25 protein-coding genes, 1 pseudogene and 1 other annotated feature are annotated in these 25,139 nt (G+C 42.4%); all 26 genes and pseudogenes read left to right on the top strand.

Annotated elements, in window-relative coordinates:
* Position 1 precedes the first annotated feature (1 nt).
* The 26 genes and pseudogenes from ARB69_RS18525 to ARB69_RS18645 all read left to right on the top strand — a co-directional run bounded on the left by ARB69_RS18525 (position 2) and on the right by ARB69_RS18645 (position 25,066).
* Complete coding sequence (locus ARB69_RS18525; protein ID WP_055154652.1) at positions 2-805, top strand: carbohydrate ABC transporter permease; 804 nt, start codon at positions 2-4, stop codon at positions 803-805.
* On the top strand, positions 802-2,166 hold the full coding sequence (locus ARB69_RS18530) for a glycoside hydrolase family 28 protein (RefSeq protein WP_055154653.1): 1,365 nt from the start codon (positions 802-804) through the stop codon (positions 2,164-2,166). Before ARB69_RS18525 ends, ARB69_RS18530 begins: the two co-directional genes overlap by 4 nt.
* A 31-nt stretch (positions 2,167-2,197) precedes the next feature.
* Positions 2,198-3,475 (top strand): glycoside hydrolase family 28 protein, encoded by a 1,278-nt coding sequence (locus ARB69_RS18535; protein ID WP_157355668.1) that lies wholly within the window; start codon positions 2,198-2,200, stop codon positions 3,473-3,475.
* 153 nt (positions 3,476-3,628) lie between these two features.
* Positions 3,629-4,969: an AAA family ATPase gene (locus ARB69_RS18540; RefSeq protein WP_055154655.1), complete on the top strand. Its 1,341-nt coding sequence runs from the start codon at positions 3,629-3,631 to the stop codon at positions 4,967-4,969.
* Between the two features lie 2 nt (positions 4,970-4,971).
* Positions 4,972-5,631 carry an RloB family protein gene (locus ARB69_RS18545; protein ID WP_055154656.1) on the top strand — a complete coding sequence of 220 codons (660 nt, stop codon included), beginning with the start codon at positions 4,972-4,974 and terminating at the stop codon, positions 5,629-5,631.
* Between the two features lie 164 nt (positions 5,632-5,795).
* Positions 5,796-6,076, top strand: a binding site (T-box leader).
* 208 nt (positions 6,077-6,284) lie between these two features.
* Positions 6,285-8,933: a valine--tRNA ligase gene (locus ARB69_RS18550; protein WP_050640071.1), complete on the top strand. Its 2,649-nt coding sequence runs from the start codon at positions 6,285-6,287 to the stop codon at positions 8,931-8,933.
* 15 nt (positions 8,934-8,948) lie between these two features.
* The gene (locus ARB69_RS18555) at positions 8,949-11,168 is read left to right on the top strand and encodes an LTA synthase family protein (protein WP_050640070.1); all 2,220 of its coding nucleotides are present in this window, start codon (positions 8,949-8,951) and stop codon (positions 11,166-11,168) included.
* Positions 11,165-12,484, top strand: a complete 1,320-nt coding sequence (locus ARB69_RS18560) for a bifunctional folylpolyglutamate synthase/dihydrofolate synthase (protein ID WP_055154657.1) — start codon at positions 11,165-11,167, stop codon at positions 12,482-12,484. Before ARB69_RS18555 ends, ARB69_RS18560 begins: the two co-directional genes overlap by 4 nt.
* Positions 12,485-12,501: 17 nt before the next feature.
* Positions 12,502-12,636 carry a hypothetical protein gene (locus tag ARB69_RS27935; RefSeq protein ID WP_255350410.1) on the top strand — a complete coding sequence of 45 codons (135 nt, stop codon included), beginning with the start codon at positions 12,502-12,504 and terminating at the stop codon, positions 12,634-12,636.
* Positions 12,637-12,657: 21 nt separating this feature from the next.
* Complete coding sequence (locus ARB69_RS18565; protein ID WP_055154658.1) at positions 12,658-14,094, top strand: tetratricopeptide repeat protein; 1,437 nt, start codon at positions 12,658-12,660, stop codon at positions 14,092-14,094.
* 270 nt (positions 14,095-14,364) lie between these two features.
* Complete coding sequence (locus ARB69_RS18570) at positions 14,365-14,679, top strand: STAS domain-containing protein (protein ID WP_025656554.1); 315 nt, start codon at positions 14,365-14,367, stop codon at positions 14,677-14,679.
* Positions 14,676-15,131: an anti-sigma F factor gene (spoIIAB, locus tag ARB69_RS18575; RefSeq protein ID WP_025656555.1), complete on the top strand. Its 456-nt coding sequence runs from the start codon at positions 14,676-14,678 to the stop codon at positions 15,129-15,131. The genes ARB69_RS18570 and spoIIAB overlap by 4 nt, the downstream gene beginning before the upstream one ends.
* Positions 15,110-15,340, top strand: a pseudogene (locus ARB69_RS18580) (sigma-70 family RNA polymerase sigma factor); the annotation flags it as partial. The gene spoIIAB and the pseudogene ARB69_RS18580, both read left to right, overlap by 22 nt.
* A gap of 206 nt (positions 15,341-15,546) precedes the next feature.
* Positions 15,547-16,293, top strand: a complete 747-nt coding sequence (locus tag ARB69_RS18585; protein ID WP_008688040.1) for a hypothetical protein — start codon at positions 15,547-15,549, stop codon at positions 16,291-16,293.
* Between the two features lie 2 nt (positions 16,294-16,295).
* Positions 16,296-17,090, top strand: coding sequence for a ParA family protein (locus ARB69_RS18590; RefSeq protein ID WP_055057300.1), 795 nt, complete (start codon positions 16,296-16,298; stop codon positions 17,088-17,090).
* Complete coding sequence (locus ARB69_RS18595) at positions 17,071-18,000, top strand: ParB/RepB/Spo0J family partition protein (RefSeq protein ID WP_008688042.1); 930 nt, start codon at positions 17,071-17,073, stop codon at positions 17,998-18,000. The genes ARB69_RS18590 and ARB69_RS18595 overlap by 20 nt, the downstream gene beginning before the upstream one ends.
* A 4-nt stretch (positions 18,001-18,004) precedes the next feature.
* Positions 18,005-18,424, top strand: a complete 420-nt coding sequence (locus ARB69_RS18600) for a DUF6050 family protein (RefSeq protein ID WP_017144664.1) — start codon at positions 18,005-18,007, stop codon at positions 18,422-18,424.
* Positions 18,425-18,555: 131 nt separating this feature from the next.
* Positions 18,556-18,954: a hypothetical protein gene (locus ARB69_RS18605; protein WP_055057301.1), complete on the top strand. Its 399-nt coding sequence runs from the start codon at positions 18,556-18,558 to the stop codon at positions 18,952-18,954.
* A gap of 13 nt (positions 18,955-18,967) precedes the next feature.
* Positions 18,968-19,366, top strand: a complete 399-nt coding sequence (locus ARB69_RS18610; protein ID WP_054335695.1) for a single-stranded DNA-binding protein — start codon at positions 18,968-18,970, stop codon at positions 19,364-19,366.
* Between the two features lie 14 nt (positions 19,367-19,380).
* Positions 19,381-19,773, top strand: coding sequence for a hypothetical protein (locus ARB69_RS18615; protein WP_008371496.1), 393 nt, complete (start codon positions 19,381-19,383; stop codon positions 19,771-19,773).
* Positions 19,766-20,647 (top strand): replication initiator protein A, encoded by an 882-nt coding sequence (locus ARB69_RS18620; protein ID WP_055057302.1) that lies wholly within the window; start codon positions 19,766-19,768, stop codon positions 20,645-20,647. The genes ARB69_RS18615 and ARB69_RS18620 overlap by 8 nt, the downstream gene beginning before the upstream one ends.
* Before the next feature lie 10 nt (positions 20,648-20,657).
* Entirely contained in the window at positions 20,658-21,476 is an 819-nt protein-coding gene (locus ARB69_RS18625) for a replication initiator protein A (RefSeq protein WP_055057303.1), read from the top strand.
* Positions 21,476-22,270, top strand: a complete 795-nt coding sequence (locus ARB69_RS18630; protein WP_055057304.1) for an ATP-binding protein — start codon at positions 21,476-21,478, stop codon at positions 22,268-22,270. Before ARB69_RS18625 ends, ARB69_RS18630 begins: the two co-directional genes overlap by 1 nt.
* A gap of 82 nt (positions 22,271-22,352) precedes the next feature.
* Positions 22,353-22,844 carry a PcfB family protein gene (locus ARB69_RS18635; protein WP_055057305.1) on the top strand — a complete coding sequence of 164 codons (492 nt, stop codon included), beginning with the start codon at positions 22,353-22,355 and terminating at the stop codon, positions 22,842-22,844.
* Between the two features lie 23 nt (positions 22,845-22,867).
* Positions 22,868-24,727 (top strand): VirD4-like conjugal transfer protein, CD1115 family, encoded by a 1,860-nt coding sequence (locus tag ARB69_RS18640; RefSeq protein WP_330377032.1) that lies wholly within the window; start codon positions 22,868-22,870, stop codon positions 24,725-24,727.
* Between the two features lie 123 nt (positions 24,728-24,850).
* Entirely contained in the window at positions 24,851-25,066 is a 216-nt protein-coding gene (locus tag ARB69_RS18645; protein ID WP_017144663.1) for a Maff2 family mobile element protein, read from the top strand.
* Positions 25,067-25,139: the final 73 nt, after the last annotated feature.

Genomic DNA, 25,139 nt, shown 5'->3' on the forward strand with positions numbered 1-25,139 from the left:
TATGAGTAAGAAAAAGAAAACAGCTGTATTAATTGAAGTTTTTCTTTTTTCTGTTGCAGTAGTATGGGTGATTCCTGTAATTTCTACGATGCAGGTATCTCTTAAAAATGGTGGATTTCAAAACTATAAGGATGTTTTCTCCACAAGAATAAATGATGTTTTGATATTGCCAAAAATGATTTTAAATAGTTTTATCATAACAGGCGGGACAATTATGATTGTTATGATATCGGCATCTCTTGCTGCATATGCATTTTCTAAACTGAGGTTTAAGGGAAGAAAATTCTTTTTTGTACTTTTGCTTTCCTGTTATGCCATTCCGATTTTATCTACGCTGATTCCGAATACTTTGCTTATCAGAAACCTTGGACTGCGGGGGTCTTATATATCTATGATCGTATTGCTTGCAACTGCAAATATACCTTTGGCGATTTTGATTTTTAAAGGAAATTTTGATGGGATTTCTTCTACATATTTAGAGGCCGCGGCAATAGACGGATGTACAGATTTTCAGGTGTTTTTACGTATTTTACTGCCGATGTCCAAGTCTGCAATTGTGAATGTACTTGTGGTTTTATTCATTCAGGTCTGGAATGATTTTCAAATTCCTCTCGTATTTTCCACAGATCCTGAAAAATATACGCTGACGCTTGCTCCTACGTTTTTTGGTTTGACACAGAATCGTTTGGACTTGCCGCATTTATTTGCGTCAATCGTAATTATAGCTATACCGGTTATCGTATTTTACATGTTTATGCAGGATAAAATCGTAGAGGGAATGAGCATGGGAGGATTAAAAGAATGAGTACCATCCAAAATCGAATTGTATTATTTCCAGATGCCAACAAACAGGATGATACAAAAAGAATACAAGAAGCCGTGGACAGAGGCAGTCTGGAGAAGAAATGGATTGTGTTGGAAGCAGGGCAGTTCCATGTTGGAACGATATGTTTGAGAGAACATTCAAAAGTAGAGTTAAGGGAAGGCTGTGAGATCATTGGAAGTGATGATCTAAGGAAATATACGGTGCACGAATATTGCCACCAGTCTCAAAAAAACTATTGGCAGAGTATTTTTTATGGCAAAAACATTGCCCATGTTGTGTTAAAAGGCCTTGGAAAAATTCTGGGGCAGGGAGATAAATTCCCTTTTGGACTGGAAGCATTTAGTGCGGATGACTGGCAAGAGGCCCCGGTTCAAGAATTTAAAGTCAGACCTAGCTTGTTATACTTTAAAGCTTGCAGTGATATAGAAGTGGATGGGATTCAGTTAAAGGATGCGGCACAGTTTGCGGTTCTGGTGGAGGAATGTGAGAAAATTTTATTCAAAAATGTGTATGTGCATAATCGGAAGAACCGCAATACAGACGGATTTCATTTTTCCTGGAATCGAAATATCACGATTCAATCTTGCAAATTAGACTGCGGAGATGACGCAATTGTATTAAATCGAAATGCTGTGAATGTAGAAATTAAAGATTGTGACATCTCATCCCGATGGGCAGGGATAAGGATTGGGCCATTTTCGGATGGAGAATTTTCTAACATCGAAGTGTCTGACTGTCTGATCCATGATACTTATGGCTGTGCGGTTAAAATACAGATAGGTCAGGGCGGAACCGCACATGGTATCAGGATACATCATGTGGAGATGGAAAATGTAACGGGTCCCGTCCATATAAATTTGAGCCATATTCCAAGTTGGGAATTGCAAGGAAGTACCGGTGTTTATCCGGGCAGCATTTCTGATATAGAGATCGAGCATATACATGCAAAAGTGGCGGCGGAGCCGAAACCGCTGCCGCATGAAGTGCCCGTGTTTGAAGGGGAACGCTTTTCCTGTGTTAATGTTCAAGGGCTATCAGATTATAAGCTTGGAACATTAAGATTTGCCAATTGGGAGATTGAATATGAGGGGGGATATCATAACGAAGAATATGCTTTAAACTTTACAGAGGACGTGGATTATAGATATCCTGAATATTTTCTTTTTGGCATTATGCCATGCTATGCCTTTTATGCAGCATATATTGATGCATTGGAGTTAGAGCAGATTGCTTTTAGCGTTAAGAAACAAGATGTGAGAGTGCCGATGATCATTCACAATATCAATCGGACGAAATTCGTTCAGGTATGTATCGAAGGGGAACAGTTCAGGCAAGCCTGAACTGATACATAGAAGGAGGAAGATGATGGGGATGGATGTTAAATTAGAATATAAATATAATGTAAAAGATTTTGGCGCCATTGGTGATGGGAAAACCTATGATACATCAGCGATACAGCAAGCGTTAGATTCTGCGTCAAAAGATGGCGGTATAGTTTATTTTCCGCAGGGCACATATCTGACAGGTACTCTTTATTTGAAGAGTAACGTTTCAGTTATCATGAACGGTAAGGCGACTATTCTGGCGAGTTCTGAAATTGAATGTTATGGGGCCGATACACATTTTAATAGATATGCTGGCGAACACTTCCTGGACAAGTGTCTGATTTATGCAGAAGATTGCGTAAATATACGAATATATGGAGGCACGATCAATGGAAATGGAGCAGAATTCTATGAGGATGGGAAACCGGACATAATCCATCCCATGCTTTTCCGGTTCCTTAGATGTAAAAATATTTGGATGGAAGATGTAAATATAACGATGCCTGCAGGTTGGAGCACAGCGTTTATAGAATGTGAAGATATACATATCAGAGGAATAGATATTAGCAGCCGCCATTATAATGGTGACGGTCTGGATTTTGACAGCTGCAGGAATGTTTTTGTCTCAGATTGTAATATGGATACCAGTGATGACTGTCTGTGCATCCAAAATTCCGTGGCGGGAAGGGTAAGCCGCAATATCATAGTCAGGAACTGTGTTATGAAGAGCAGGTGGGCGGCAGTCCGAATCGGGTTATTAAACAGCGGGGATATTGAAGATGTGGTTATTTCCGATTGCATTTTTCATGATACTCTTTGCAGCGGATTTAAAATTCAGGCGGCGGAGAGCGGGAGGATCCATGATGTGCTTATGAGCAATATTATTATGAGAAATGTAACCAGACCCATATTTGTTACTTCCAATTTTTGTAAAATGGGGGTCTTGGAAGAGAGTGCCCGAGACAGCAGCAAGGGGATAGACGGCCTTTATTTTAAGAATATTATTATAGACAATACATCACAGGAAAAGCCGGGTTCTATGGATGGGATTTTTGTTGTGGGAACACCGGAAAGGAAAATTCGTGATGTTAGTTTGACTGATATCAGATATCATGTTTTGGGTGGAGGCGGATACACCAAAAAAGAGATTCCCGAATTGACGGGAAAGAGACCGGAATATTATGAACTGGATGTGAGTCCGTCTTCCGTATTGTATGCACGACACGTAGCAAAATTGGAAATGAACCGTTTCTTTTATGATTTAGAACAGGATGACTTAAGAGAACCTATCATATTTGAAGATGTGGTTATGGCCGGGGAGTAGGGCACATGTGGAAAATTATGGGATTGATCGAAATAAAAAGATGCGATTTTGCGGGAAAAATGCAAAATCAGAATAAAAGTATTGAATAATTATAATAATTAGCATATAATCGTTATAAGATTTTGCAAGTATTTAGCGGAATGGGGGTTTTATATGCTTCTTGAATTCAAGACAAAGAATTATAAATCATTTGTGGAAGAATCTAGTTTTTCTATGGTAGCTGCACCAAAGCAGAAAGGCTTAGATTACAGTTTGATGAAAACGAAGGTAAAAGGAAAAGAAATCCGTGGTTTGAGTTCCTCCGTAATTTATGGACCGAATGCCGCCGGAAAAACAAATATTATAGGTGCAATGGATGTCCTTCGTGCGATTGTATTACGAGGAAATATTAGAAATTCCGAGGAGAAATCTTCGCCAAATCCGGCAGCGGCAGCATTAGAGCTGATACCAAACAATAATGAAACAGAAGGAATGCCAGTTTGTTTTTCCGTCGAGTTTTATGAGGAAGATGCAGGAGATAAATTTAGAATTTTATATGAATTGGAGATTGATTTAGGAGTGTTCCTTGATGAGGAATATCCGAGAAAAATCGTATCAGAAAAGCTTTTTGTAAATGGAGAACCAATTTTTCAGCGTGCCAATGATTTGTATATTGGAAATATGAAAGTTATTAAAGAGTACCTTTCTGATGTAACAGCGCAAAATGTAGAAAGCGTAAGCGAGATTGCGAAGAACAGTATAAGTAAGGAAGAACTGTTTTTAACAAATGGATTTAAGCTTGTTTTCTCACAGAAATTTACAAAATTGATTGTAGATTGGTTTACAAATAAGTTTATGGTAATCTATCGTGCCGATTCTATGCAGTTAATTAAAAGATTTGCTGATCCTAAGAAAAAGGCAGTTTATGTGGAAAAGACAACTGATAAAGCGGCAAAACTATTTGGAATTAACTCAAATGCAGTAGGGTATGTTATAAGTGAGGATGAGCCGGACGCAAAACTGTATTCTGTTTTTCGGGATATGAAGAATAAAAAGAATGCGGCTATTGCAGCGGAGATTTTTGAATCTTATGGGACAATCCGATTTATCAATATGTTTCCGCTAGTTATAAAAGCAATTCAGACCGGAGGAACGCTGGTAGTTGATGAATTTGATGCGTCTATTCACCCAATGGCATTGATGAGTATTATCAATGTTTTTCATAATGATGATATTAATATTCACCATGCACAGTTGATTTTTAATACACATAATCCCATTTTTTTAAACTCCAATCTCTTCAGGAGAGATGAGATTAAATTCGTCGAACGTGATGATGACAGCCACCAGAGTATCTTGTATGCGTTGTCTGATTTTGGAACAACGGGTGACAAGGGTGTCCGTAAACATGAAGATTATATGGGCAAATACTTTATAAGCCAGTATGGTGCGATTAAGGATATTGATTTTACACCAATCTTTGAGGAGATTTTGGATCGAGAAGGTGAGGTGTAGCGATGGCAAAGAGAAAGCCGACCAATAAATACTATTTTAGTGTCGAGGGAGAAACAGAGCAATGGTATTTGAAATGGTTGCAAGACCTTATTAACAATACGGAAGAATCTGTTTGTAAAGTTTCGATTGATTGTCCGGTGAAAAAGAATCCACTAAAACACGCAAAATCTTTGACAGTCACAAGAGAGATTAAGGTATATCATTTCTTTGATTATGAAAGCGATGAGCCTAATCATGTTCAAGGATTCCAAGATGCTATGGACAATATGAAGAAAGCAGAGCAAATAGGCAAGCAGATAAAGTATAAATCAGGATATAGTAATTTTACTTTCGATTTATGGATTATATTGCACATGGCAAATTGTAATGCTTCATTCACTCATAGAAAGCAGTACATTACACCAATTAATAAAGCCTTTGGTGAGAAATTTGAGAACATGGATGAATATAAACATGAGGATAATTTTAAACGATGTTTGAGTAAAATGAATCTTTCTAATGTAATTGACGCTATTGAACGTGCAAGAAAAATCATGCAGAAAAACAATGAGAATGGATATAGATTGCTTGAATATAGGGGATACAAATATTATAAAGAAAATCCATCTCTTTCTGCGTGGGAGGCAATAGAAAAGATTTTGAGTGACTGCAAATTATTGTGAAAATAGATATTGTATAATACGTTTGTTTGGCAATACAGAATTCTTAATATTCGTTAAACAACCTTGACAAATTAACGTCCGAAAGATATGATAGTTTGTAGTTAATATAAAGTTAACATTTTATTAATATCTTATCGGCCGTAACAGACGTCCGGTAACCATATACAAAGGTGTTGAGGAAGAGGAGTACATGATCGCTTCTGGCAGAGAGAACCATCCGTTGGCTGTAAGGTGGTTTCAGGTGAGGATCGTGGAAGGTAGCTTCTGAACCGGATATCTGAACAAGAGCACATTCAGTAGGATATCCCGGAGTTGTCCGCGTTACAGGACTTTAGAGATGTCCGTATACTGTTTTGTCAGTGACAGACTGCAGGCAGAAGCAGCAGGTCCGAAGAACAAAAAGGACATAAAATTAAGGTGGTACCGCGTATATAACGCCCTTTACTTATAGTAAAGGGCTTTTTAAATTCAAAAAACTGTGAAAAATCCGTGAAAAAGCGGGTTGCTATTCACGGGCAGTGCATCATGCTGCATGGCATTCGAGCCACTAAAGTGATGGGGCGGACACCTGATCAGAGAAAGCTGTACATAAGACTTTTGGCTGGTACAGAGATAAGAGTACGATATTTATGAGGGAGAACAAGGAGGAAACTATGAGCAAGGAATTGGCAAAGACTTATAATCCGAAAGAAATTGAAGACAAGACTTATGAGAAATGGTGCGAAAACAAGTATTTTCATGCGGAAATTGACAGGAGCAGAAAGCCGTTTACTACGGTGATGCCGCCTCCGAATATTACGGGGAAACTCCACATGGGACACGCACTGGATAATACGCTGCAGGATATCCTGATCCGCTATAAAAGGATGGAGGGCTACAATGCCTTGTGGATTCCGGGAACAGACCATGCTGCGATCTCTACGGAAGTCAAGGTAACGAATCAGCTGAAAGAAGAGGGAATCGACAAGAAAGAGCTGGGAAGAGAAGGCTTTCTTGAGAGAACCTGGCAGTGGAAGGAAGAATATGCCGGAACGATTGAAAACCAGCTGAAAAAGCTGGGGATTTCCTGTGACTGGGACAGAGAACGTTTCACCATGGATGAAGGTTGTTCCAAGGCTGTTGAAGACGTCTTTATCAAACTGTATGAAAAGGGATATATTTATAAAGGCTCCAGAATCATCAACTGGTGTCCGGTATGTAAGACTTCTCTGTCCGATGCGGAAGTAGAGCATGAGGAGCAGGACGGTTTCTTCTGGCATATCAAGTATCCCATCGCAGGAACGGACAGATTCCTGGAGATTGCGACGACACGTCCCGAGACTATGCTTGGTGATACTGCAATTGCGGTACATCCGGATGATGAGCGGTACAGCGATATTGTGGGAAAGACGGCAGTGCTTCCGCTTGTAAACCGGGAGATACCGATTGTGGCCGACTACTACGTTGACAAGGAATTTGGTACCGGTGCGGTAAAGATTACACCGGCTCATGACCCGAATGACTTTGAGGTAGGAAAGCGTCATAATCTGGAAGAAATCAATATCATGAATGATGACGCCACGATCAATGAAAAAGGCGGAAAGTACGCGGGGATGGAGCGCTATGAGGCGAGAAAGGCTATCGTTGCGGATCTGGAAGCACAGGGATATCTTGTGAAGATTGAGCCTCATTCTCATAATGTCGGAACCCATGACAGATGCAGCACAACGGTGGAACCGCTGATCAAACAGCAGTGGTTCGTCAAGATGGAAGAACTGGCAAAACCGGCGATCAATGCCTTGAAGACAGGCGAGCTGAAGTTTGTGCCGGAACGTTTTGATAAGATCTACCTGCATTGGCTTGAGAACATCAAAGACTGGTGTATCTCCAGACAGATCTGGTGGGGCCATAGAATTCCGGCTTATTACTGTGATCAATGCGGAGAGTTCGTTGTCGCAAAAGAAGTTCCGCAGACCTGTCCGCACTGCGGCTGCAGCCATTTTACACAGGATGAAGATACCCTGGATACATGGTTCAGTTCAGCGCTGTGGCCGTTCTCCACACTGGGATGGCCGGAGAAGACAGAAGATCTGGACTACTTTTATCCGACAGACGTACTGGTAACAGGATACGACATCATTTTCTTCTGGGTAATACGTATGGTATTTTCCGGATTCGAGCATACAGGCAGGTCCCCCTTCCATACAGTGCTGATCCATGGTCTTGTGAGAGATTCTCAGGGGCGCAAGATGAGCAAATCACTGGGCAATGGGATTGACCCGCTGGAGATCATCGACCAGTACGGTGCGGATGCACTCCGCCTGACGCTGGTAACCGGTAATGCGCCTGGGAATGACATGAGATTTTATAATGAAAGAGTGGAGGCAAGCAGAAACTTTGCCAATAAGGTATGGAACGCTTCCCGCTTTATTCTGATGAACATTGAAAATGAAACGCTGACACAGCCGGGGACTGCGGAATTGGCAGAGGAGGACAAATGGATCTTGTCCAAAGTCAACACCCTGGCAAAAGATGTGACAGAAAATATGGATAAATTCGAGCTTGGAATCGCCGTACAGAAAGTTTATGATTTTATATGGGATGAATTCTGTGACTGGTATATCGAAATGGCAAAATTCCGTATTTACCATAAGGAGGAGAATCCGCAGGCTGCCAATTGTGCACTGTGGACGTTAAAGACCGTTCTCGGGCAGGCGCTTAAGATGCTTCATCCGTTTATGCCGTTCGTAACAGAGGAGATCTATAAGGCGCTCGTGCCGGAAGAGGAATCTCTGATGATGTCTGACTGGCCTGTTTATAAGGAAGAGTGGAGTTTTGACGCATCCGAGATTGTTCTGGACCATATGAAAGAGGTAATCCGGGGAATCCGCAATATCCGTGCGGAGATGAACGTGGAGAACAGCCGCAAAACAAAGGTATTTATTGTAAGCGGGGAAAAAGCGCTGTGCGACGGCTTTACCGCATTGTCTGATTCGGTTAAGCCTCTGATGAATGCCGCAGAGCTCTATATCAGCGCAGAAAAGCAGGGCGTTGGCGAAGATGCAGTATCCATTGTAGTACCCGGCGCATCCGTCTATCTTCCGTTAGAAGATCTGGTTGATTTTGAACAGGAAATGGAGCGACTGAAGAAGGAAGAGCAGAAACTGACAAAAGAAATCGCGAGAGCCAAAGGGATGCTGTCAAACGAAAAGTTTATCAGTAAAGCGCCGGAGGCAAAGGTTCAGGAAGAGCGTGAAAAGCTGGAGAAATACACGCAGATGTTAAAACAGGTACAGGAGAGAATGGAAGGCTTGAAGAAATAGTAAGAGAGGTCATAAATGAAACACATTCAAATCAGGAAACCTGATATAAAAGGCTTTTTTCATAAAATAAAAAACTTAAAAAAGGAAGATGTCAAAGCGCACTGGAAAGAGAGAAGGGAGCGGCGGCAGCAGATTCTGGAACAGCGCCGCAACAGTAAGTTTGCGAAGAAGATGCAGCCGGTATACAGGTTTATGGACAGGATCTCACTGATTCTGCATTTCCTGCTGGCATGTGTGCTGAACCTGCTGATTGAGGTGATCTCCCGTCATTCTCTGTTTGAGGCATGGGACTACATGGTGGGATCGCCAAAAGTATTTTTGTTCAATGCATTCCTGATATTTGCCACATTTTCCGTTGTCTATCTTGTCAGGCGGAGACTGTTTGCCAGAATACTGCTCAGTGTATTCTGGCTGTTTCTGGGAACTTGCAATGGGTATCTGCTTCTGAAAAGGGTAACGCCTTTTAATGCCCAGGACCTGAAGGTACTTTCGGACGCGCTGGCCCTGACAGGCAATTACTTTAACACATTTGAACTGATCCTGCTGATCGTGGGTATCGCCGCAGTGATTCTCTGGGTGATCTCCATGTGGCGAAGGGGCGGACAGTACGCGGGGAAAATGCATCGCATTCTTGCGCTGGCAGGAGTTGTATTCTGGCTTGGGGCCTATGTTTTTCTGACGGATGTGGCGATTGACAAGCGGGTTGTCTCCAACTATTTTGGAAACATTGCATTTGCCTATGAGGACTATGGTTTCCCGTACTGCTTTACTGCAAGTATATTCAATACCGGTATCTCAGAGCCTGCAGGCTACAGTGAAGAGACGATGGCTAAGATAAGCAACAACGGCAGTATTACAGAAAGTACAACCGGGAGGACTGAAGAAACGCTTCCGAATATTATTTTTGTGCAGCTGGAATCCTACTTTGACCCTACAGAGGTAGAGTGGCTCCAATTTTCGGAAGATCCGATCCCGAATCTGAGAAAGATGTATCAGGAGCATTCGACGGGTTACTTTAAGGTCCCTTCCGTTGGCGCCGGAACGGCGAATACAGAGTTTGAGGTGCTGACGGGGATGAGTATGCGTTTCTTCGGCCCGGGGGAATATCCCTATAAAACATACGCAAAGACCAAAGTACTGGAAAGTGCAGCCACCGCACTGGGTAAGTTTGGATATGGTGCAGAGGCGCTTCACAATAACGGCGGTAACTTCTACAGCCGCGCCCAGGTGTTCAACCACATGGGGTTTGACCATTATACGAGCAAAGAGTTTATGAACATTCTCCAGACTACGCCCAAGGGATGGGCTACGGACGATATCCTGATCCCGAATATCATGGATTCCATGGATACAACAGAACAGCAGGACTTTGTGTTTACCATCAGTGTGCAGGGCCATGGGGATTATCCGACGGAGAAGATGATTGAGAACCCGGAGATTGTGGTGAGCGGGGTGGAAGACGAGGGAAAACGCAATTCCTGGGAATATTATGTGAACGAAGTGTATGAAATGGATAAGTTTGCCGGTGATCTTGTGAAGGCGGTGGAACAGCGGAACGAGCCGTCAGTCATTGTATTTTATGGAGACCACCTGCCTACGATGGGACTGGAAGCAAAGGATCTCAAGAGCAGATACCTGTATAATACGAATTATGTAATCTGGGATAATATCGGGCTTGAGAAAGAGGATAGAAATATCCCGGCGTACCAGATCATGGCGGATGTATTTGAGCGTCTGGATATCCATTCCGGCACGATATTCAATTACCATCAGCAGAGGCGGCAGACCAAGAATTATCTGGCGGACCTGGAACTTCTGCAGTACGACATTTTATATGGAAAGCAGTATGTCTACAAAGACAGCGGACAGCCGATTACAGAAGGCCATATGGTGATGGGAGTGAATGACGCCGCGGTAACCGAACTGGTTTCCCAGTTGGACGGAACTTATAGTATCTACGGAGAAAACTTTACGAAACAGAGTAAAGTCTATATAAATGGTGAAAAACAGAGCAGTACGTTCCTGAATAATACCAGAATCGATTTAAAAGAAGCGTCCCTTGAGGACGGGGATATTCTGCAGGTGTGCCAGGTAGGTTCCAGCAATACCATATTCCGCTCATCCAGGGAATATAAGTATGAAGGCGGAAAGCTGACGGAGCTGCCGCTGACCATCGGCGGTGTGGAACCGGGCCGCGAAGCATTTGCAGAGCAGGAAACAGGTGAAGAGAAGTGACGTACACAGAGGCCGCAGAGTATATTTTAAATATTCCGAAGTTTACGGCAAAAAATAAGACGGGGCATACGATCCGGTTTCTTCAGTTTCTGGGAAATCCACAGGAAGGCCGCAGGGTGATCCACGTGGCAGGTACGAACGGAAAAGGGTCGGTGTGTGCATATTTGAACGCCATGCTGCTTGCCCAGGGAAAGACGGCAGGAATGTTTGTCTCACCCCACCTGGTAAAGATGAATGAGCGAATTGTGATCAACGGCTGCCAGATTGCAGACGAAGATTTTCTGGATGTTTTCGGGTATGTAATGGAAAAAGTGGAGGAGATGGAGGCGGAAAATCTGCCCCATCCGACCTTTTTTGAATTCCTTTTCGGGATGGCAATGACAGCTTTCGCCAAAGCCGGCGTGGAGTACGTTGTGCTTGAAACCGGTCTGGGGGGGCGTTTGGACGCCACGAATGCCATCGGGAAACCGTTGGTATCCGTGATTACTTCTATCGGACTGGACCATACGGCGATTCTTGGGGATACGCTGGAACAAATTGCATTTGAAAAAGCGGGGATTATCAAAAAGGGCGTGCCGGTGTTCTATGCAGACACCCAGGAGGCCAGCAGCCGCGTAATCGAGAAGAGAGCCGCAGAACTTGGGGCGCCCTGTAAAAAAATAGGGAAAGACGCGTACGAAATTCTGGGAATCCGGGACAAACATATTGCATTTTCCTGCGTAAATGCGTATTATGGAGATACTACATGGACTCTTGATAACATTGGGCTTTATCAGCCGGGCAATGCCATTCTGGCCCTGGAGGCTATGAGGCAGATCTTCGGAAACGAAGGGAAGATATGCCGGTGGCGGGAGGCCCTTGCCGGTGTAAGATGGGAAGGCCGCATGGAAGAGATACTTCCGGATGTCTATGTAGACGGTGCACATAATGTCAGTGCAGTTGAGAGCTTTGTACAGAGCGTTCAGGATAAGGAAAAAGGGAATATTATTCTGTTCTCTGCGGTACGGGATAAAGATTATGAAGAGATGATTGCCTGTCTGTGCAGAAATCTGAATACGGATTTCTACATGATTACCTTGATTGATGACGGGCGTGCTGCACGTATAGAAGAGCTGCAGCGTATTTTTGAAAAATATACGGAGAAACCTGTTTTCGCGCGGGAGTCCTTAGAAGAAGCGCTCCGTTACGTGATGGGTCATCAGCAGGACAGGACGATATACTGTCTGGGGTCTCTTTATCTGACTGGAATGATAAAAGCGCTCATTCCGGCCAGAAGGGAGAACGCTGTGAGAAAGCAGGGTGACAAGAATACCTGAGAAAAGGAGGCCGTGTAATGCTGGATTTTGAAGAAGAACTGAAGAAGTTTAAACCTAGCCTGGAAGTAGAAGACATTGAAGATGCAGTATATCAGGAAGATTTGTCAGATATGACGGACCTTCTGAGAGAAGTAATGGATCAGACGAAATAAGAAAGATAACGGTGAGCATAGATGGACTATACGAAGAAAATCTTATACCAGTCCAATTACTGGTATAATGATGGCCTGAGGAAAGCGCAGATACGTGACATGTCCGGTGCGGTTACCTCACTTCGGCGGAGTTTACAATATAATAGAGAAAATATTGCCGCCAGAAATCTTTTAGGCCTTGTATACTATGGCCGCGGAGAAGTGGCGGAAGGCCTGGTCGAGTGGATTATCAGTAAGAATCTGAAACCCAGGGATAATGTGGCTGATTATTTTATCAGTGAAGTACAGCAATCGGCCAGTGAGCTGGAAATAATCAACCAGGCCGTGAAGCGCTACAATCAGTGTCTTGTGTATTGCAGCCAGAATGGTGAGGATCTGGCAATCATCCAGCTGAAGAAGGTGGTTGCGTCTCATCCGACATTTTTGAAGGCCTATCAGCTTCTGGCGCTCTTATACCTGCGTACCGAGCAGTATGCCAAGGCGAGGCAGATTCTTCGCATTGCCAGAAAGCTGGATACGACGAATGACATGACTTTGCGTTATATGCATGAGATGGCTAATTTGCGCGGTAAAAAAGTAAAAGATGGAAAAAAAGGCAAAGAGGAAACGGTAGAATACAGCCTGGGGAATGAGACGATCATCCAGCCAAAGCATGCCGGACTCAAGGTGCTGGCCAGTAAGTTTACGGTGATGAATATTGTCGTAGGGGCGGTGATCGGGGCAGCCATTGTTTGGTTTCTGATCGTGCCGGCAGTGAATGAGGCGAAAGCTGACAGCGTCAATAAGCAGATTATAGAGTACAGCGAGCGTATCAATGCAATGGAAGCACAGATCAGCGCCCAGACAAGGACGCTGAACCAATACCGGGAAAACGACGAGAATTCCGAGCAGGCTGCGCAGAATGCGGCCAGCACGGCGGAGAGTTATGAAAATCTGATGACAGTGTCCAACCAATTCTACTCCAACAGTTATACAGATGATGCCATGGCGGAGACACTGCTGAATGTTAATAAGGATGCACTGGGAGAAGGCGGTAAGGCAATGTATGATGAACTGGCGCAAAGCATTTTCCCGTCTGCCTGCCAGTCTTTGTATTCCGGAGGGACAGCATCCCTCGAAGTGGCCAACTACGATACGGCGATTGATTCCCTCAGCAAGGTAGTGCGAATGGACGAGGGCTATGACAGTGGAGGAGCACTTCTGAATCTGGGAGTTGCCTATATGCGCAACGGCGATAACGATAATGCGGTGAAGTATCTGAAGCGCGTGACCGAGCTGTATCCGGATACGGAACGTGCCCAGGAGGCCAAGAACAGCCTGGACAGTATTTCACAGGGCGGAGATACACAGTCTGACGGCGGGCAGGATGCCGATCAGCAGAGTACGGACCAGCAGGAAGGCAATGCGGATCAGACAGGCAGTGCAGACAACGACGGACAGAATACAGACGGACAATAGAGGCAGAAGAAGAGATACATAAGAGGACTGCAGCGCGGCGATACGCGGCTCAGGCGGTTCTGATACACGAAAGATAAGGATATGTAGAAAGCTGCATATCCTTTTTCTGATGGGAAAAACGTTGCTGCCCACACCTTTGGGGCGTGCACAGTAACGAAAAAACGGCAGCGGGAAAGAAAAGAAGCGCAGGATACATGAAAGAGAGAACAGGGCTGCGGGGAGCGCATAAAAAAGTCCGGAAGTATATGAATAGCATAGAGGAGGAGTACTATGAAGTATCAGGTGCAGGAGAACTGCCTGACAATTTACCTGCCCAGCGAGGTGGATCATCACAATGCGGAGGAAATGCGGAAAAATGCAGATGCATTGATTGAGAGGAACCATATTAAGTTTGTTATTTTCGACTTTGAGATGACGGATTTTATGGACAGTTCAGGAATTGGAGTTATAATGGGAAGGTATAAGATTATCCGCCTGGTGGGAGGCGAAGTCTGGGCGGTACACGCCAATGCGAGAATAAAAAAGATCCTGACGATGTCGGGAATGACAAAAATAATGCAGATATATGAGGAGGACGAGGCATGAAAAACACAAATGAAATGGAGATAATTTTTGACAGCCATTCATCGAACGAGGGATTTGCGAGAGTGGCGGTGGCATCATTTCTGACGCAGCTGAACCCGACAGTAGAAGAAGTCTCGGATGTGAAGACAGCTATATCTGAGGCGGTAACCAACGCCATTATCCATGGATATGAGAACGAGATACATAAAGTTTCCATCCGCTGCAGGATTGAAGGGCAGCAGATGACCGTGGAAGTAAGAGATCATGGAGTCGGGATTGAAAATATAGAACAGGCCATGACTCCTCTGTATACCAGCAAACCAGAGCTGGAACGTTCCGGGATGGGATTTGCTTTCATGGAAGCCTTTATGGATCATGTAGAAGTGGAATCCGAGCCAGGTGAAGGAACTACGGTTCGGATGAAGAAAACCATCGGAAAAGGAAGGGAGCTATGGACCACACAATCGCTTTAATCAAAAAATCACACGATGGAGATAAAGAAGCGAGAGAACGATTAGTCGAAGAAAATGTGGGGCTGGTATGGTGTGTAGTAAAGCGCTTCTATGGACGGGGGACGGATGCGGAGGATCTGTTCCAGATCGGCAGTATCGGGCTATTAAAAGCCATTGACAAATTCGACCTATCCTATGAAGTAAAATTCTCTACCTATGCAGTCCCAATAGAGTAAGATAAAGGAAACGACCGGAAAAGCCTTAAAATAAGGGATTTCTGATAAAGGCATTGGATAAAAAAACAGTGCTGTCAGATGTACATTTCGATATCTTATGTTGAAATAACAGTATAGATAAGATATTGAAAACAATTCGGAATTGTTTCTGATAGGAACCTTCTTGAATGAGATGATGACCATTCAAAGGAGGTTTTTTTATGGCAAGAATTATGACAAGAAGAAAAGCCATACCCAAGGCAATCGAATTACTGCAATGTCTGCCACAGACGGAGGAAGTTGTGGAAGTGATACAGGCACTAAAAAAATATTCTTCCACGCCATTGGATAGATGGGATGCAGCCAGTGTATATGAAGCATTAGATGAATGGACAGAATCTCATAATGGTATACCACCGAGAATAAAAGAGTGTGACAGCCATAAAGAGCTACCAAGCCATATGGTCTTTGAAAAGCTTTTTGGAAAAACAGCCAGAGAATTTCTAAATGATTATTATGGTGAGATGGAATACGTAAGGATTGGACGTCATGGAACAAGGTGTGTGGATGATCAATATGATTTTCTGGAAATATTTAAAAATGAATTTGAACGGATACAACCGGCAACGTCAAAAATATATGATGCTTGTAGAAATCCAGAAACACCATCATGGGGAACGATTGCAAGAAGATGTAAAGTGTCTTCCTGGTCAGAGCTGGTTACACTGTCCGGTGTAGAAGCGAATTGCATTAGAAGAAGATATGACACATATAATATTAGAAATAAGTTGAGCGTTTCACAAAAAACGAATTTGGAAACGGATTTGACAGCACACGAACAGCAGGAAGAAAAAGAAAGATTTGAGGCATTGCTGATAAAGACGCATGATTTAACATTGCAGGCTGAAAATCAGAAAAAGGCAGAAAAAGCAGTTTCAAAACATACATTACGAATCGGGAGGAAATAGAGATGGCAAAAGTTATAGCAATAGTCAATCAAAAAGGTGGTGTCGCAAAGTCAACTTCCTGTGTGAATTTAGGAATCGGATTGGTAAAAAAAGGATATAAAGTTCTGGCAATAGATTTTGATCCACAGGGAAGTTTAACAGAAAGTCTTGGATATCAGAATCCAGATGAATTAGAAATAACAGTAGCGACAATTCTTCATTGTGAAATGAATGGTCTTGAATTATCAGAAGGATATGGAATTCTTCACCATGAAGAGGGAATGGACATTCTTCCGGCAAATATTGAACTGTCTGGGGTAGAAGTTAGTCTGGTAAATGTTATGAGCAGAGAATATGTGTTAAAACAGTTTATCAAGACAATTTCGCCAGAATATGATTATATCCTGATTGATAATATGCCATCGCTAGGAATGCTTACTGTAAATGCTCTTGCAGCAGCTGATTCGGTTATCATTCCGGTTATGGCACATTATCTTCCTGTTAAAGGATTGGAACAGTTGATGCAGACCATATATAAAGTTAGAAAGCAGATAAATCGAAAGCTTCAGATTGACGGAATCTTACTTACCATGGTAGATCGAAGAACGAATTTTTCAAAAGAGATTATAGAGTTGCTTCATGATAATTATGGCGAATATATCAATATTTTCAAGACTGCAATCCCGTTTTCGATAAGGGCAGCAGAGACGAGTGCTGAGGGAGTAAGTATTTATAAACACGATCCGAAAGGTCGTGTTGCCGAAGCTTATAAAAAACTGGTAGAGGAGGTGATTGGTGATGGCAGTGAAAGAAAGTAGTGCTTCAAAGATAAAATTCAAAGGGGTAGATGCATTATTCGGATTGTCAGAGGAGCAGGAGTGTGTGCGAGAAATTCCGCTGGACGAGTTGGATACATTCAAGAATCATCCGTTTAAAGTGTTTAGGGATGATAAAATGGAGGAAATGATTGAAAGTATTTCAGAATATGGAGTTCTTGTGCCAGGAATTGCAAGACCTTCAAATTCAGGGGAAAAGGATTATGAATTAGTTGTGGGACACAGAAGAAAATATGCTTGCAGGGAATTAGGACTGAAAACAATGCCGGTCATTATCAGAGATATGTCTGATGATGAAGCAACTGTGGTTATGGTCGATTCCAACATTCAAAGAGAAAATCTGCTATATAGTGAGAAGGCATTTGCATACCGCATGAAGTATGAAGCATTGAAACGTCAGGGTAGACGGACTGATTTAACTTTGGTCCAAGTTGAACCAAAGTTGAAAAAAAGATGGGCAGCTGAGATGGTTGGCACAGAAGTCGGAGAGACAATGAGTACGATCAAACGATATATACGCTTGACCTACTTGTCGAATTACTTGCTGGAGTTTGTAGATAAAAATGAATTGCCATTTACTGTTGCAGTTGATTTATCTTATTTGAAAAGTAATGAGCAGTCATTGTTACTGGCGTTTATAGGAACAACAAAGAAAATGCCAAATGGATCTCAGGCAAAAAAACTGAAAGAACTTAGCCAGCAAAAAGAATTGACTGGAGAAGATATAGAGAAAATTCTTAGAGGAGAAGCAAAAGTGAATTATCAGAAAATCAGTTTTTCAGAAAAGCAACTGCAAAAATATTTTCCACCAGATTACAAGAAAGAGCAAATCGAAAAAATAATTTTCCAGTTATTAGATTCGTGGAAAGCACAAACAGAGCAAAGGGGATGATAAAGTGGAATATGAAAAGCAAATAAGATATAATGATAGACAGATGCAAAGATATCAGGCATATCTTTCTAAAGTACAGAAGATAAACAGATTAGATAAGAGGACGAAAGAAATGACGATTGGAGATGTAATTAAAAAATCAATTCTGCCACTGGCATTTATGGTATTCTGGTTTTGGATGACAAAAACAATTATGAAGGTCAGTGGGCAGACGGATTGGTTCTGGTGGGTATTTATTGCCGGACTTCCATTTGGAATACATAAAATGCGGTTGATTCTAATTCCGAGAGGAATGGATACCACAGCAACACTTGGGATGGCTGCATTAAGTGTCATTATTGGAGCATTGATTGGAAGCATCATGATTCCAGTGTATGTGATCAGAGCGATATACGTGTTTATACGGTATGTCATTGGAAAATAGAATATTAGATTGATAAGAGGCAGGCTTGCGAAAATAAAAATCGTAAGTCTGCCTCTTTTTTTGTGCTTAAAAACAGGCAATTCAGGGGAATTCCCTTTTGCAAATATATATATTCTTGGAGGATTTTTAAGATGAGAGAGCGAATTGAAAGTAAGCATGTAACAAAGGAAATCAAAAGTCAGATGCCAGTGATTCCGGGGGCAATTGTTAAAGAAAGAGGCTGTACGTTCTGCCCGTATTATCTGGGCAATTATGAGAAACAGCCACGCTGTATGATGAAAACCTGTGCTTGGGATGATGAAAATGAACGTTTCCATCCAGTTCTTCGTGGACTGATTCCATTTTACAAAGAGAAGATGGAAAAAGCAGAAGAGAAGTTCTTGGCAATGAAAAAGATTTACACAACGCTGTTAGGAATGTTTGCCGCTGAAATGAAGCAGGAAGAGTTGGAAAAAGATGAATGTTACGGATGTGCCTATGGAAAATGTGGACCATGTATCGGTATCTGTTACAAATCAATGAAAGCATAGGAGGGGGAAGCCAATGAATACAACAGTTATTTCTGGGCGATTGGTAAGAAATCCCGGATACAACGAAGTGGAGAATGAAAAAGGACTTCATAAGATTGCCAAGTTTGTTTTGGCAGTCAGAAGAAATTATTCCGATGAAGTCAGTTTCATTCCGGTAAAGGCTTTTGCGAAGAAAGCAGAATTTGCCAGAGATTATCTGATACAGGGAACGAAGGTCATGGTGGAAGGCGAGATTGTCACGGGTAATTATGAAGATAAAGATACCGGAAAAAAGATTTATACCACCGAAGTGTATGCAAACCGGATTGAATTTGCTGGTGCAAAAATGGTTGACAGACCACCGTTTCCAGAAGATGCGGAAGGGTTCTTAGAGATCCCAGAGGGCATGGAAGAGGAAATGCCGTTTAGATAGAGGAGGATTAAAAGATGGTTTCAGTAGATCAGGCGTATATGGTAGAGCATATGAAAAATGCCGATGGAAGTATCAATAACAAAAATGTAGTGCTGTCAGCAGCATGTGAAGCAGCAGAACTGTTCCAGTGCATGATGTCAGTAAATCAGAAACTGGAGGACTGGCAGAGATTTAACCACACTTTGGAGATGCATCTGAGGAGTGTGGAATGTGAGAAAATCCATGATATCTGTCAGGCAGTATATGGAATGAAACATCCGTCCAATGAACTGGAAGGATTGTATCTGGCAAGGGAGGATGAACAGATATGCCTGCTGTATTATCAGGTATTTGTGGGTATGTTGGAAATCAATATCAATTCAGCTGAAGTGCTGTACAAACAGAAGGAGGAAATAATCAATGAGTAAGATGGAGTATATGCCGGTAGATTGTCTGCAGGTGCCAAAGATGCTGTTCCAGATGGAAAAATACAAAAATCTGTCAAATACAGCAAAGATTTTATACAGCTTATTTCTGGATCGCTTAAAATTTGCGGTGCAGAATGGCTGGGTAGATGGTGAAGGGGATTTATTTGTAATCTATCCGAAAAGTGAAATGAAAAAAGACCTGAATACGACCAGATATGGGGTAGATCAGGCAGTACAGGAACTGGTGGAGGTTGGAAATCTGGTGCGTATCATTTCAGACAATGGAAAGGCGAAACACTTTTATATCAATGATATTTATGAAAATGAGATGGAGAAAGAATCAATGATGACATTAGACAGCATTATGGCAAATATGCCGATGGAAGAAAGAGAAATTATCATGGACAAGATGGTGAAAGCATCCAGAGATATTCTGGAAACGATTGCGGATATGGGATATCTGGATGAATATGAGACACCACTGACTTCAATGGAAGAAAGAAATTATCGAGATGAGCTTGGACAGCTTGATATTGATCAGATTTCCTGTGATGGCTATGAATTTGGCATGGACCTGGCATTTGGAATCCTGGAAGAAAATGAGGAAAATGCTGATAGAGTACTGGACATTCAGAAGTATGTGAATAGGCAGCATAAAAAGTGTTCAAAAAAGAAATTTATGAAAGTTTTGGAGACTCTGGTACACGCAATAGGAAATGATGAAGGATTTATTGCCGATATGTATGCGTGTGATAAAGAGGCAAGGAAAATTTATCTGGAAGAAGCGGTGAATGCGTTCAATTATGTGCTTGATGAATTGTGTCATGGCACAGGAAGTGCAGCAGGGTATGACTTCAACAATATGGAAGAATAGGAAATAAATTATGGCAGATTTTGAATACTTCAGAGCAGAAGAATCTGACCAGTTTTCTTTTTTCCGAATACCGAAAGCCCTGTTTACAGAAAAGGAATTTCAGAGTCTTTCCACAGATGCAAAACTCTTGTATGGAATCCTTTTAGACCGCATCAGTCTATCAAAGAAAAATGGCTGGATTGACAGTGACGGTTATGTCTATATCATTTATACGATTGCAGAACTGCAGGATCTTTTGCGGATGTCCCATACGACTGTAACAAAGCTCCTTTATGAACTTGACAGTGTGCATGGAATTGGACTGATTGAACGTTACCGGCAGGGAAATAACCGTCCCTCTGTCATATATGTGAAAAATTTTGTGAAACGGGTCAGAGGAAAGCCAGACAGATATTTTCATTCTGGATTGCAAGAAACTGGAAGTCCGGATAGCAAGGAGTTGGAAATCCGGATAGCAAGAAATTGGAAGTCCGGGCAGCAAAAAAATAGAAGTCCGGACTGCAAGAATCTGGAAGGAAGTAATACTAAGATAAATAAGACAGAAAAGAATCATACTGATAAGAGTAAGAGCAACACTCACGCTTTGGAAGAAAATTTCAGTCAGTATGGGAGATTCAAAAATGTTGTTCTGTCGGAACCGGAACTGCAGGAGTTGATGACTTTATTTCCGTGGGACTACCAGAAACGGATTGATCATCTTTCTGTTTATATGAAATCCAGTGGAAAAGAGTATCAGAATCATTTTGCAACAATCTGTCTTTGGGCAGAACGGGATGGTGCCAGGGCAGGAATGGACAAATATGAATTTCAGGAAGGAGAAAGCCTGTGATGGAAAATAAAGTAACAGCAGATTATCTGGATGAAGAGGGATGTCTTCATTGTGGTATCTGTGGAAAAAGAAAACAGATGAAAGTCAGTCTGATGGGATTTGAGCATGTAGTGTCCTGTTTGTGCGAATGCGAGGTAAAAGCCAGGCAGGAACTGGATGAGAAGATGCAGCGGGAAGAAGCACAGAGGCTGCTTTATCAGAGAAAGTCAGTCGGACTTCGGGAAAGAAGATTCTGGGAATGGAAATTTGAAAATGACAATGGAAGCAACCAGAAGATACTAATCGTCAGGCAGTATGTAGAAAATTGGACAGATATGAAGAGAAAAAATGTAGGACTGCTTCTGATGGGACCAGTTGGAACCGGGAAAAGTTTCTTTGCAGGCTGTATTGCAAATGCACTTTTGGAACAGGGAGAACGTGTCATGATGACGAATTTTTCCAGAATCTTAAATGAAATGACCAGCTATCAGGCAGATAAGAACCAGATTATACAAAATCTTGTGGATTATCCGCTGCTGATTATTGATGATTTAGGAATAGAACGAAATTCCGAGTTTGCTTTGGAGCAGGTCTATAATGTGATAGACAGCCGCTATTGTAAAATGCTTCCGCTGATCGTAACAACGAATCTGGGACTGAATGAAATGAAATCCACAGATTTGGATACTGCCCATCAGCGTATTTACAGTAGAATACTTGAAATGTGTGTTCCCATCTATTGTGGTGGAGAAGATAAGAGAAAAGAAGAAGGGACAGAAAAACTCGTACAGGTGCAGAACCTGATTACCGGTTAATCTGTCTTTTTTCATTAAAGGGGGTGATTGCCATGATTACAGATCTGGACAGCAGTTGAATCGCTGAAAGGAGGGAAAAGGCATGCAGGAAGAGGTAACTCAGAAAACGGTCACGTTCTGTATTCGGGCTACTAAGATTACGGCAGACCTGTTGAAAAAGGTTCTTGTTGCGTATCTGCGTCATCAAAAGCAGAAATCAGTAGAGAAGAAAGCACAGAAAAATCAGCCGAAACAGGGAAAGGTCACGGTAAAAGAGCTGGCAAAACAGAATGCCGGGATGGTCAATATCGAGATCACAAATAAGAATATCAAGTCCTTTGAACGGTATGCCAGAAAATACGGGATCAATTATGCTCTGAAAAAAGACAAGAGCAAAGAGCCTCCGGTTTATCTGGTATTCTTCAAGGGACGTGATCAGGATGCACTCAATGCTGCTTTCCGTGAGTTTTCCCAGAAACAGATTCAAAAAGCGAATAAACCTTCCATTCATAAGCGTCTTGCAGCTTACCGGGCAATGATGCCAAAGAAGACGAAGGACAAAGTAAAGAACCGGCATCAGGAGCAGAGTCGATGAAAAAGAAAAGCTGCAAAACTCTGATGCAGAAGTGGAAGAATAAAATCGGGGGTAAGCTGTCCGCCCTGGATAAAAAGGAACTGGTTCTTACAAATATTCCTTATGCTCTGGCTGCTTTCTATGCAGACCGGGCATTTTTTCTTTACCGGAACAGTCCGGGAGAAGATATGGGGAACAAACTATTATATGCGATGGAACATGCAGATCGGATCTTTACAGGGATTCTGTTGAGCTTTGACCTGAGAGATCTATTGGTTGGAGTTACTGTCGCAGTTATTTTGAAATTATTGGTTTGGCAGAAACAGTCAGATGCAAAGAAACTTCGGAAGGGAATCGAGTATGGTTCAGCCAGATGGGGAACTGCAGAGGATATCAAGCCTTATATGTCAGATGATCCCTGGATGAATATTCCGTTGACAGCAACAGAAGCATTGGCTATGGAGAGCAGACCAAAGCAGCCGAAGTATGCGAGAAATAAAAATATCGTGGTCATCGGTGGTAGTGGTTCCGGTAAGACACGATTTTTCGTTAAACCGTCGGTCATGCAGATGAATTGTTCCATGGTCATTACAGATCCAAAGGGCACTCTCATTGAGGAGTGCGGGAAGATGTTAGCAAAGGGACCGCCTAAGAAAGATAAGAATGGAAATATTATGAAAGATAAGTCTGGAAAAGTAGTTCATGAGCCCTATGTGATTAAGGTTCTGAATACCATCAATTTTTCCAAATCGCTTCATTACAATCCATTTGCCTATATACGGTCTGAAAAAGATATCTTGAAGCTGGTGACAACAATCATTGTGAATACCAAAGGCGAAGGGGAAAAAGCTTCCGAAGATTTTTGGGTGAAAGCAGAGAAATTGCTGTACACAGCACTGATTGCTTTTATCTGGTATGAAGGGGATGAAGAGGAAAAGAACCTGAATACCCTTCTGGATCTTTTGAACGAAAGCGAAACCCGTGAAGAGGATGAAACTTACCAGAATCCTGTGGATATGATGTTCCAGGAGCTGGAAGAAAGAGATCCGCAGCACTTTGCGGTCAGACAGTATAAAAAATATAAAATGGCGGCTGGAAAGACAGCGAAAAGTATTTTGATATCCTGTGGAGCCAGACTTGCCCCATTTGATATCGCAGAACTTCGTGAGATCATGTCTTACGATGAAATGGAACTGGATAAGATCGGAGACAGGAAAACAGCCTTGTTTCTGATCATGTCTGATACAGATACAACCTTTAACTTTGTGATTGCCATGTTACAGTCACAGCTTTTCAATCTGCTTTGCGATAAGGCAGATGATAAATATGGTGGAAGACTTCCGGTGCATGTGCGTGTCATCGCCGATGAGTTTGCCAACATCGGGCAGATTCCTCAGTTTGACAAGCTGATCGCAACTATCCGAAGCAGGGAAATCTCTGCTTCTATTATTTTGCAGTCCCAGAGTCAGCTAAAGGCAATGTATAAGGATAGTGCAGATACCATTTTGGGCAACTGTGATACTACACTTTTTCTTGGTGGCAAAGAGAAAACCACCTTAAAGGAAATGAGTGAGCTTCTGGGGAAGGAAACCATTGACCTGTATAACACTTCGGAGACGAGGAGTAATCAGAAGTCCTTTGGATTGAACTACCAGAAAACAGGCAAACAGCTGATGACGGAAGATGAGATTGCAGTCATGGATGGAGGAAAATGTATCCTGCAGATCCGTGGTGCCAGACCATTTTTTTCGGATAAATATGATATCACGAAACACAAAAACTATCGGCTTCTTGCAGATGAAAACGAGAAGAACCGGTACAAAGTAGAGAAAGAGTTAAATCCACAGTACACACCGAAACCCGAAGAAGAGGTGGAAGTGATTCATGTAGAACTGTCGGAGTAACCTTGGGAATGAACGAAAAATAATGAGGAAAGGAATAACTGACATTAGGTGCGCCGGCTTTTTAGTCGGTGTTTTTTCATTCCCGTAAACACCTGAAAGAAGTCAGTTTTGGTTTATGAATATATGGCATTTTTTAGCAGCGCAATTACAACTTTAAAAACTCTTGTAGTCGCTATCGGCGCAGGTCTTGGTGTGTGGGGTGTCGTAAACCTTCTGGAAGGATATGGAAATGACAATCCCGGCGCTAAGAGCCAGGGCATCAAACAGCTGATGGCTGGTGCCGGAATCATGCTGCTGGGAACTACCCTGATTCCACAGCTGGCAACATTGTTCTCTTAAGAGGAGTGGTAGATGAACACCATCATTGAGAGAATTACGGAAGCGATAAAGGATATCCTGATTGGACTTATCA

Origin of the sequence: Faecalicatena contorta (assembly GCF_001404335.1) — a bacterium.
GTDB classification, from domain to species: domain Bacteria; phylum Bacillota; class Clostridia; order Lachnospirales; family Lachnospiraceae; genus Faecalicatena; species Faecalicatena contortus_B.

Bases quoted from the DNA above. Each gene is read 5' to 3' on its own strand.
- ARB69_RS18525 (WP_055154652.1), top strand. From the start codon at position 2: ATGAGTAAGAAAAAGAAAACAGCTGTATTAATTGAAGTTTTTCTTTTT.
- ARB69_RS18530 (WP_055154653.1), top strand. From the start codon at position 802: ATGAGTACCATCCAAAATCGAATTGTATTATTTCCAGATGCCAACAAA.
- ARB69_RS18535 (WP_157355668.1), top strand. From the start codon at position 2,198: ATGGATGTTAAATTAGAATATAAATATAATGTAAAAGATTTTGGCGCC.
- ARB69_RS18540 (WP_055154655.1), top strand. From the start codon at position 3,629: ATGCTTCTTGAATTCAAGACAAAGAATTATAAATCATTTGTGGAAGAA.
- ARB69_RS18545 (WP_055154656.1), top strand. From the start codon at position 4,972: ATGGCAAAGAGAAAGCCGACCAATAAATACTATTTTAGTGTCGAGGGA.
- ARB69_RS18550 (WP_050640071.1), top strand. From the start codon at position 6,285: ATGAGCAAGGAATTGGCAAAGACTTATAATCCGAAAGAAATTGAAGAC.
- ARB69_RS18555 (WP_050640070.1), top strand. From the start codon at position 8,949: ATGAAACACATTCAAATCAGGAAACCTGATATAAAAGGCTTTTTTCAT.
- ARB69_RS27935 (WP_255350410.1), top strand. From the start codon at position 12,502: ATGCTGGATTTTGAAGAAGAACTGAAGAAGTTTAAACCTAGCCTGGAA.
- ARB69_RS18565 (WP_055154658.1), top strand. From the start codon at position 12,658: ATGGACTATACGAAGAAAATCTTATACCAGTCCAATTACTGGTATAAT.
- ARB69_RS18570 (WP_025656554.1), top strand. From the start codon at position 14,365: ATGAAGTATCAGGTGCAGGAGAACTGCCTGACAATTTACCTGCCCAGC.
- spoIIAB (WP_025656555.1), top strand. From the start codon at position 14,676: ATGAAAAACACAAATGAAATGGAGATAATTTTTGACAGCCATTCATCG.
- ARB69_RS18585 (WP_008688040.1), top strand. From the start codon at position 15,547: ATGGCAAGAATTATGACAAGAAGAAAAGCCATACCCAAGGCAATCGAA.
- ARB69_RS18590 (WP_055057300.1), top strand. From the start codon at position 16,296: ATGGCAAAAGTTATAGCAATAGTCAATCAAAAAGGTGGTGTCGCAAAG.
- ARB69_RS18595 (WP_008688042.1), top strand. From the start codon at position 17,071: ATGGCAGTGAAAGAAAGTAGTGCTTCAAAGATAAAATTCAAAGGGGTA.
- ARB69_RS18605 (WP_055057301.1), top strand. From the start codon at position 18,556: ATGAGAGAGCGAATTGAAAGTAAGCATGTAACAAAGGAAATCAAAAGT.
- ARB69_RS18610 (WP_054335695.1), top strand. From the start codon at position 18,968: ATGAATACAACAGTTATTTCTGGGCGATTGGTAAGAAATCCCGGATAC.
- ARB69_RS18615 (WP_008371496.1), top strand. From the start codon at position 19,381: ATGGTTTCAGTAGATCAGGCGTATATGGTAGAGCATATGAAAAATGCC.
- ARB69_RS18620 (WP_055057302.1), top strand. From the start codon at position 19,766: ATGAGTAAGATGGAGTATATGCCGGTAGATTGTCTGCAGGTGCCAAAG.
- ARB69_RS18625 (WP_055057303.1), top strand. From the start codon at position 20,658: ATGGCAGATTTTGAATACTTCAGAGCAGAAGAATCTGACCAGTTTTCT.
- ARB69_RS18630 (WP_055057304.1), top strand. From the start codon at position 21,476: ATGGAAAATAAAGTAACAGCAGATTATCTGGATGAAGAGGGATGTCTT.
- ARB69_RS18635 (WP_055057305.1), top strand. From the start codon at position 22,353: ATGCAGGAAGAGGTAACTCAGAAAACGGTCACGTTCTGTATTCGGGCT.
- ARB69_RS18640 (WP_330377032.1), top strand. From the start codon at position 22,868: ATGCAGAAGTGGAAGAATAAAATCGGGGGTAAGCTGTCCGCCCTGGAT.
- ARB69_RS18645 (WP_017144663.1), top strand. From the start codon at position 24,851: ATGGCATTTTTTAGCAGCGCAATTACAACTTTAAAAACTCTTGTAGTC.